Below are 7035 nucleotides of genomic sequence, written 5' to 3'. Positions count from 1 at the left end.
AATTGCGCATCATAGCTCGCCTCTCCGAGGCGCCCCGGAATGACGGGGCTTGAACCCGGCCCGGTTCCACGCTTCCATGTCGCCATGTTCAGGACGTTTCGAGGCGGCCAGAGCGGGGGCTGGCGGGTGACCTCGATTTCGCCCGTGACGGGCGAGCCCCTGCCCTTCATGCCGGCGCTGTCGGTCACCGACAGCGACGCGATTGCGTTGCCGCTGGTGCCCTCGCGCAATGCGTGGCGCCTGGTCGGCGTGCCGAGCTCACTGCGCTACACCGAACGGCCTGAGAAGCAGCAGCTTGTCGCCGTGCAGGCCGAGCTCGGCCGGTTAGAGGCAACCTGCGCGGCGCTGATCCCGATCCGCAAATCGCAAGCCTGGTGGGAGCTGACCCAGGAGGAGCGGCGCAGGATTTTCGAGGACAAGTCGCATCACATCGCCAGCAGCCTGCGCTTTCTGCCCGCCATTGCGCGCCAGCTCTATCACTGCCGCGATCTCGGCGAGCCCTTCGACTTCCTGACCTGGTTCGAATTCGCACCCGCGCATGCCTCGCTGTTCGAGGAGCTGGTGGCGATGCTCAGGCGGACCGAAGAATGGACCTACGTCGAGCGCGAGGTCGACGTGCGTGTCGTGCGGGAAATGCTCTCTGCTTAATGCGCCAGGAAGCGCCCCGACTCGATGCGCGGCAGATCGGCGACGGGCCAGTTGTAGATGTAGGTCCAGGCCTTCCCGGTGGCGCCGTCCGGCCGCGTCACATCGACCAGCTTGCGCAGATATTCGGTCGGCTCCGGAAAGCCCTCGCCGCAGGCCTCGTACATGTCGAGCTCGCGCAGCAGCTCATCGGGGGCGCGCAGGTGAAAGAGCTCGCCGTGGACGAGCTCGGACGACACCTCGGACAGCAGCAGTCCCGGATAGTGCTTCACCAGCACGAGCCGTCCGCGGCAGGTCGCGTCCCCGAGGAAATCCGCATGGGCTGCAAGCAGCCGCGCCATCGGATGATCAAAGCCGCGCATCAAGGTGCCGTAGACGAAGAGACGATCGGAGGTCATGGGGGCGTCTATAGCTGGCAATTGGATCGAGCGACAGCACCGCACATAAAGCGTCGTCCTGGCGAAAGCCAGGACCCATCACCACCGAACGTTGGAACGGGCACTCTGATGGCCAAGGCACGGTGCCACACAGATATTCGGGGTAATGGGTCCTGGCCTTCGCCAGGACGACGCTGGGGAAGCGTTGTGCCTCACACCCTTGACATCGTCCTTGGGAAGAGCTGTTGCGACGAAGCAATCCGGACCACCGCAGAAGCAAACTGGATTGCTCCGCTTGCAATGACGCGCGCGGAAAACGGCCAGGCCATCTCTACGAAACCTCTGCCTCCATATCCAGGTCGCTGTCCTGGTCGTCCGAGACCACCTTGATGTTCACGTCCATGGCCTCGAACGCGCCGGCGGAGCCGATATAGACGCCGTGCAGCGGGATGGCCTGGCGCGGATCGCGGGCGACCGCGACGCGGATGAGATCGCGGGTGCCGACGATGCCGTTGGTCGGATCGAACTCGATCCAGCCCGCGCTCGGCAGGTAGACCTGCACCCATGCATGCGTCGAGCCTCCACCGACATGACGCTGCTCGATATCCTCGGGTACGAAGATGTAGCCGGAGACGAATCGCGCCGCGATGCCGAGCTGGCGCAGCGCCTCGATCATGAACAGCGCATAGTCCCGGCAGGTTCCGGTGCCCGACTGCAAGGTATCGAGCGGATGCTGCGTCCCCAGTTCGTGACGCTTGCGGTACTTGAACTGCTCGCGGATGCCGTGGGTCATGCCGCTGAGGATCTTGTAGGTCGGCGTCGGCGCGTCCTCGTCCAGAAAGCCGCGCGCCCACTCCGCGATCTCGCCGTCGGGATCGGTATATTGCGGCGTGGTGTATTGCACGAGGTCGGGAAACTCATCGTCGTCGTAGACGAACGGGTAGAAATAGGCGGGATCATCCGGCGTCAGCGCGAACTCCTCCACCGGATTGTGCTCGACGGTGACGTGCCAATCGAAGATCACCCTGTCCGCGCGTTCGTCGAAATTGGCGATCGCGACCGAATTGCCGAACACATCGTGGATCCAGTGCAGCGACATCGGTGTGGGCGAGATATCGAGCTGAGAGTCGAGCACGCGCAGATCGTGCCCGTCGCGCGGACGCAGCATGATTCTGTGTTCGCCGAACGCCACGGGGCGGTTGTAGCGATATTCGGTCTTGTGATGAATCGTGAGCAGCGGCATCGTCAGCCAATCATGGAGATTTTGGGCAGATCAATCTATAGCCATTCTGCCCAATTTGGGGGCGACTGCTTTTTCCAGGGCAATCAGGATGGCTTTAGACACAGCCGGCGCGACGGATCAACTCCTCGGCGAGGGCGACATTCCGCCGGTGCATGAGGTGAATGCGGAAGGGGCATCGCCCTTCCTGCTCATCTCGGATCACCATGGACGGGCGCTGCCGCGCGCGCTCGGCGACCTCGGCGTTGCCGAAGGCGAACTGCAACGGCACATCGCCTGGGACATCGGCATTGCCGGCGTCGCCGAGCGGCTGGCCAAAATGCTGGGTGCGCATCTGGTCGCGCAGCGCTATTCGCGGCTGGTGATCGACTGCAACCGCCCGCCGGGCGCTGCGAGCTCGATTCCCATGATTTCCGAGGCCACTTCGATCCCCCGCAACGAGGGGATTTCGGAGCACGAGCGCGAGGCACGGCGGCGCGAGATCTTCGAGCCCTATCACCACAGCATCGATGCCGTGATCAACCAGCGTTTACACGACAGGCGGCCGACCGTGCTGGTGTCGCTGCACAGCTTCACACCGGTTTATGCCGGCGTCGCGCGGCCCTGGCACATCGGCGCGCTCTACAACCATGACAAGGTGCTGCCGCATCTGCTGCTGAAGCACCTGCGCCTCGAGAGCGATCTTGTCGTCGGCGACAACGAGCCCTATGCAGTGAGCGACCTCACCGACTACACCATCCCCGTGCATGGCGAAGCCCGCGGCCTGGTCAACACCGGCATCGAGATTCGCCAGGATTTGATCGCGGACCAGTCCGGCCAGCAGCAATGGGCCGAGCGGCTGGCGCGGATTTTCGCGGAGGTCGAGGTGGAGTTGCGGGCGAAGAGACTGGTATAGGCCGTCACTTCGCCCGGGTCAGCGCCAACCAGATGCCGCCGCCGATCATGAAGCCGCCGGAGACGCGCGACATCATGCGTGTGCGGCGGGCCGAGAAGAATTTTCGGGCGCGGCCGGCAGCGATAGCGTAGAGCGCGTCCGTCATCGCCGCCGTCACCATGAAGGTGGCCCCGAGCAGCGCGACCTGCGGGAAGTGGTCGCGGTTCATGTCCATGAACTGTGGAATGAAGGCGCCGAAGAACACCAGTACCTTCGGGTTCGACAACAGCACCAGAAAACCTTGCAGGAAGAAGCCGCCGCGCGGCGGCGGAGGCGGCTGGTCGACATTGACGCCTTCGACCGGCGCCCAGATCAGCTTGATGCCGAGCCAGACCAGATAGGCGGCGCCGGCAAAGCGCACCCAGTCGAACCAGTAGCCCATCGTTGCCATCAACGAGGTCAGGCCAACCGCGACGATGCAGATGACGATAGCAAGGCCCGCCTGCGCGCCCGCGACATTGGTCAGCGCCGCGCGGGTGCCATGACGCAGGCCGTTGGCGATGACGAGAGTCACGATCGGACCAGGCAGCAACGCCAGCGCAATGCAGGCGGCGAGAAAGGCAAGATAGGCTTGCAGGGACATCATGGCGGAGACTCGCTGAAGGCGGTTTGCCGGCCATTAATGCATGACAGAGCCGGGAACGGAAGCTGCGACGATGCACAGTATCGCGATCTCTCAGGTTGCAGCTTGACAGGCAACCATTTGGTTGCATATTATCCCTGCCATGGACGAGGTCTTCAAAGCGCTGGCCGACGCATCCCGACGGTCGCTGCTGGACAGGCTTCACGCCCGCAACGGACAGTCGTTGAACGAACTCTGCGAGGGCCTCGCGATGACGCGCCAGGCAGTCACAAAACATCTTGCGATCCTGGAACAAGCCAACCTGGTCATGGCCGTCAAGCATGGCCGCGAGAAGCTGCACTATCTCAACCCAGTGCCGATCCATCAGATCGGCGAACGCTGGGTCAGGAAGTTCGAGCGTGGCAAGCTTGCCGCGCTCAGCGAATTGAAACGCCAGTTGGAGAAGCGCGATGAGTAAACCGGAGTTTGTCTACGTCACCTATATCGAGACCACGCCGGAGAAGCTGTGGGAGGCGCTGACATCGAGCGAATTCACCAAGCAATACTGGTTCGGCGCCGAGGTCAGGTCCGACTGGAAGGTCGGCTCCCCCTTCGCGCTGCTGCTGGACGGCGAGACCACCGATTCTGGCGAAATCCTCGAAGCCGATCCGCCGCGGCGGTTGTCCTACAGCTTTAAGCACCAAAAGTACGAGGAACTGCGCGGCGAACCGATCTCGCGTGTGGCCTTCACCATCGAACCGTTCGGCTCGCTCGTGCGTTTGACCGTGCTGCATGACGGCTTCGTCGAAGGCGGGAAATATCTCGGAGCCGTTTCCAATGGCTGGCCGGCGATCCTGTCCGGGCTCAAGAGCCTCCTGGAAAGAGGCAAGGTGCTCGCCATCCCGCGCACGGCGCTTAATAAGGGATTCGACGCAAAATGAACCTCGATCAATTCAAGCCGCTTACGGTCTACACCATCTACATCGCTTCAACGCCGGAGAAGGTGTGGGAGGCGCTGACCTCCGCCGAGTTCAGCCGGCAATACTTCTTCGGCAATGCGGTGGAGGTCGAGCCGCGGCTCGGCGGCGCGTTTATCGTGCGTACGCCCGACGGTGCCCTGCACATCAGCGGCGAAGTCCTCGAATATGATCCGCCACGGAGGCTTTCCGTCTCTTTCAACGTCAACTGGCCCGAGCTGATCGAAAAGCTCGGTCCGACGCTGGTGACCTATGAGATCGAGGCGGTCGGCGACGCGGTCCGGCTCACCATGAGTGAGAGCCACGACCGGCCGCTCAGCGACGACATCCTCGCCGGCGGACGGCAAGGCTGGCCCGCGATCCTGTCGGGGCTGAAGAGTTTGCTGGAGACGGGAAAGGCGCCACAGATCAAGATGGCGCCGCCGCCGCAGATGCTGGCTGCTCTGAAGACGATGGGGATCAAGACGCCGTAGCCACCCCGCCATTGCGAGCAAAGCGAAGCAATCCAGTAATCTATCCGCGGAAAGACTCTGGATTGCTTCGTCGCAAGAGCTCCTCGCAATGACGGCGTTTGTTGAAGCACCCTACCCCTTCGCACGCAACTCCCTCCGCAGCACCTTGCCGGTTGCGGTCATCGGCAGTGTCTCCGCGAACTCGACGAAGCGCGGATATTCGTGGGCGGCGAGTTGCACCTTGACGAACTCCTGGATCTCGCGCGCGAGCGCGTCGCTGGCGGCAAACCCTGGACGCAGCACGATCCAGGCCTTGATCGATTCGGTGCGGATCGGATCTGGGATGCCGACCACGGCGGCCATCGCCACCGCGGGATGCTTCATCAGCGTGTGCTCGATCTCGGACGGGCCGACGCGGTAGCCGGCGGTGGTGATGACGTCGTCCTCGCGGCTGACGTACCAGAAATAGCCGTCCTCATCCTGCACGCCGAGATCGCCGGTGAGCAGGAATTCGCCGGCATATTTCTTCGCCGTCGCCTCCGGATTGCGCCAGTACTCGATCATCGTGCACGGGCACGGCTGTCGCACGCCGATGATACCGCGCTGCCCGCGCGGTAATTCCTCGCCCTTATCATTGACGATGCGGACGTCGAAGCCGGGCGTCGCCTTGCCCATCGAACCCGGGCGGATCGGAAACAGGTTGGAGTTGCTGCCGATCACGAGGTTGCACTCGGTCTGGCCGAACACCTCGTGGGCATCGATGCCGAAGGTCTCGCGCACCCAGCCCAGAAGCTCGCCGCCGAGCGATTCACCGCCGGTAAAAATACTGCGCAGTTTGACGCCCGGATGCTTCGCGCCGGCCTGGCGCATCAGCTTCAGCGCCGTCGGCGGCAGGAAGACGTTGCGGACGCCGAGATCAGCCATCATCTGCATCGCCGCCTGCGGCTCGAATTTTCGCGCACGGTGGCCGACCAGGGGAATGCCGTGATACCAGAACGCGAGCAGGGCGTTGATCAGGCCGCCGATCCAGGCCCAGTCCGCCGGCGTCCACATGAGATCGCCGGGCCGCGGCAGGAAGTTGTGGCACATCTCGACGTTCGGCAGATGGCCGAGCACGATGCGGTGCGCATGCAGCGCGCCCTTGGGATTGCCGGTCGTGCCTGACGTGTAGATGATCAGCGCCGGATCGTCCGCGGAGGTGTCGACCGTCTCAAAGTCCTCTGAGGCGGTTTCGATCGCCGACCAGAACGGTTTTGCGCCCGCGTGAACGGCGCCGCTCGTGACGTAGATGTCTTGCAGATAGGGCAGCCGATCGCGGATCTTTGTAAGCTTCTCCCAGCCGGCTTCGTCGGTGACGATTGCCTTGGCCTGCGCGTTCGACAGGCGGAATTCCAGCGCGTCCTCACCGAACAGCGCGAATAGCGGGATCGAGATCAACCCGGAGCGGAACGCCGCCATGTGCACGATCGGCAATTCCAACGACTGCGACAGGAACACCGCGACGCGGTCGCCGCGCGTGAGCCCGTCCGCCCGCAGCACGTTGGCAAAGCGCCGCGACATCTCGGCGACCTCGTCAAATGAGGTGCGCGAGGTTGCGCCGGTCTCGTCGACATAGACCAGCGCGAGACGTCCCGTGCCGTCGGCATGGCGATCGCAGCACGCCTCCGCCATGTTGAAGCGCGCCGGGATGTCCCAGCGAAAGTTGCGGGTGAGCTCGTCGTAGGTGGATGCTTCGGTGAGCATGGCCCTGGTCGTCTCCCCGGTGTCTTGTTGTTATTGCCCAGTCTAGGGCCGCGAACGGTCGGGACCCGATTTAGGTGCGGCCAAGACTAGGGTTCAGACTCAATT

9 protein-coding genes are annotated in these 7035 nt (G+C 63.4%); 5 read left to right on the top strand and 4 right to left on the bottom strand.

The window, feature by feature from the left end:
* Window positions 1–84: 84 nt before the first annotated feature.
* Window positions 85–648 carry a chlorite dismutase family protein gene (locus FXV83_RS24400; RefSeq protein WP_148742033.1) on the top strand — a complete coding sequence of 188 codons (564 nt, stop codon included), beginning with the start codon at window positions 85–87 and terminating at the stop codon, window positions 646–648.
* Here the strand turns inward: FXV83_RS24400 and FXV83_RS24395 are convergent.
* Complete coding sequence (locus FXV83_RS24395) at window positions 645–1043, bottom strand: gamma-glutamylcyclotransferase family protein (RefSeq protein WP_148741944.1); 399 nt, start codon at window positions 1041–1043, stop codon at window positions 645–647. The two genes, FXV83_RS24400 and FXV83_RS24395, sit on opposite strands and share 4 nt — an antisense overlap.
* A gap of 310 nt (window positions 1044–1353) precedes the next feature.
* The gene (locus FXV83_RS24390; protein WP_148741941.1) at window positions 1354–2265 is read right to left on the bottom strand and encodes a transglutaminase family protein; all 912 of its coding nucleotides are present in this window, start codon (window positions 2263–2265) and stop codon (window positions 1354–1356) included.
* Between the two features lie 88 nt (window positions 2266–2353).
* On the opposite strand from FXV83_RS24390, the gene FXV83_RS24385 reads away from it, so the two are divergent.
* Window positions 2354–3157 carry an N-formylglutamate amidohydrolase gene (locus tag FXV83_RS24385; protein WP_148741939.1) on the top strand — a complete coding sequence of 268 codons (804 nt, stop codon included), beginning with the start codon at window positions 2354–2356 and terminating at the stop codon, window positions 3155–3157.
* 4 nt (window positions 3158–3161) lie between these two features.
* Here the strand turns inward: FXV83_RS24385 and FXV83_RS24380 are convergent, their stop codons facing one another.
* A complete protein-coding gene (locus tag FXV83_RS24380; RefSeq protein WP_187436123.1) occupies window positions 3162–3782 on the bottom strand; it encodes a LysE family translocator in 621 nt (206 codons plus the stop codon).
* A 139-nt stretch (window positions 3783–3921) separates the two neighbouring features.
* On the opposite strand from FXV83_RS24380, the gene FXV83_RS24375 reads away from it, so the two are divergent.
* Genes FXV83_RS24375 through FXV83_RS24365 form a run of 3 tightly spaced genes read left to right on the top strand, consistent with a single transcriptional unit; the run spans window position 3922 to window position 5208 of the window.
* Window positions 3922–4236, top strand: a complete 315-nt coding sequence (locus tag FXV83_RS24375; RefSeq protein ID WP_148742029.1) for an ArsR/SmtB family transcription factor — start codon at window positions 3922–3924, stop codon at window positions 4234–4236.
* Entirely contained in the window at window positions 4229–4699 is a 471-nt protein-coding gene (locus tag FXV83_RS24370) for an SRPBCC family protein (RefSeq protein ID WP_148741937.1), read from the top strand. The genes FXV83_RS24375 and FXV83_RS24370 overlap by 8 nt, the downstream gene beginning before the upstream one ends.
* Entirely contained in the window at window positions 4696–5208 is a 513-nt protein-coding gene (locus FXV83_RS24365) for an SRPBCC family protein (RefSeq protein WP_148741936.1), read from the top strand. The genes FXV83_RS24370 and FXV83_RS24365 overlap by 4 nt, the downstream gene beginning before the upstream one ends.
* 111 nt (window positions 5209–5319) lie before the next feature.
* On the opposite strand, the gene FXV83_RS24360 is transcribed toward FXV83_RS24365, so the two are convergent.
* Entirely contained in the window at window positions 5320–6930 is a 1611-nt protein-coding gene (locus tag FXV83_RS24360; protein WP_148741935.1) for an acyl-CoA synthetase, read from the bottom strand.
* Window positions 6931–7035: the final 105 nt, after the last annotated feature.

Origin of the sequence: Bradyrhizobium hipponense, from assembly GCF_008123965.1 — a bacterium.
Taxonomy (GTDB): domain Bacteria; phylum Pseudomonadota; class Alphaproteobacteria; order Rhizobiales; family Xanthobacteraceae; genus Bradyrhizobium; species Bradyrhizobium hipponense.
Note: the sequence above shows the minus strand (reverse complement) of the source record. Positions and strands in the feature narration are given on the sequence as shown.

Bases quoted from the DNA above. Each gene is read 5' to 3' on its own strand.
- FXV83_RS24400 (WP_148742033.1), top strand. From the start codon at position 85: ATGTTCAGGACGTTTCGAGGCGGCCAGAGCGGGGGCTGGCGGGTGACC.
- FXV83_RS24395 (WP_148741944.1), bottom strand. From the start codon at position 1,043: ATGACCTCCGATCGTCTCTTCGTCTACGGCACCTTGATGCGCGGCTTT.
- FXV83_RS24390 (WP_148741941.1), bottom strand. From the start codon at position 2,265: ATGCCGCTGCTCACGATTCATCACAAGACCGAATATCGCTACAACCGC.
- FXV83_RS24385 (WP_148741939.1), top strand. From the start codon at position 2,354: ATGGCTTTAGACACAGCCGGCGCGACGGATCAACTCCTCGGCGAGGGC.
- FXV83_RS24380 (WP_187436123.1), bottom strand. From the start codon at position 3,782: ATGATGTCCCTGCAAGCCTATCTTGCCTTTCTCGCCGCCTGCATTGCG.
- FXV83_RS24375 (WP_148742029.1), top strand. From the start codon at position 3,922: ATGGACGAGGTCTTCAAAGCGCTGGCCGACGCATCCCGACGGTCGCTG.
- FXV83_RS24370 (WP_148741937.1), top strand. From the start codon at position 4,229: ATGAGTAAACCGGAGTTTGTCTACGTCACCTATATCGAGACCACGCCG.
- FXV83_RS24365 (WP_148741936.1), top strand. From the start codon at position 4,696: ATGAACCTCGATCAATTCAAGCCGCTTACGGTCTACACCATCTACATC.
- FXV83_RS24360 (WP_148741935.1), bottom strand. From the start codon at position 6,930: ATGCTCACCGAAGCATCCACCTACGACGAGCTCACCCGCAACTTTCGC.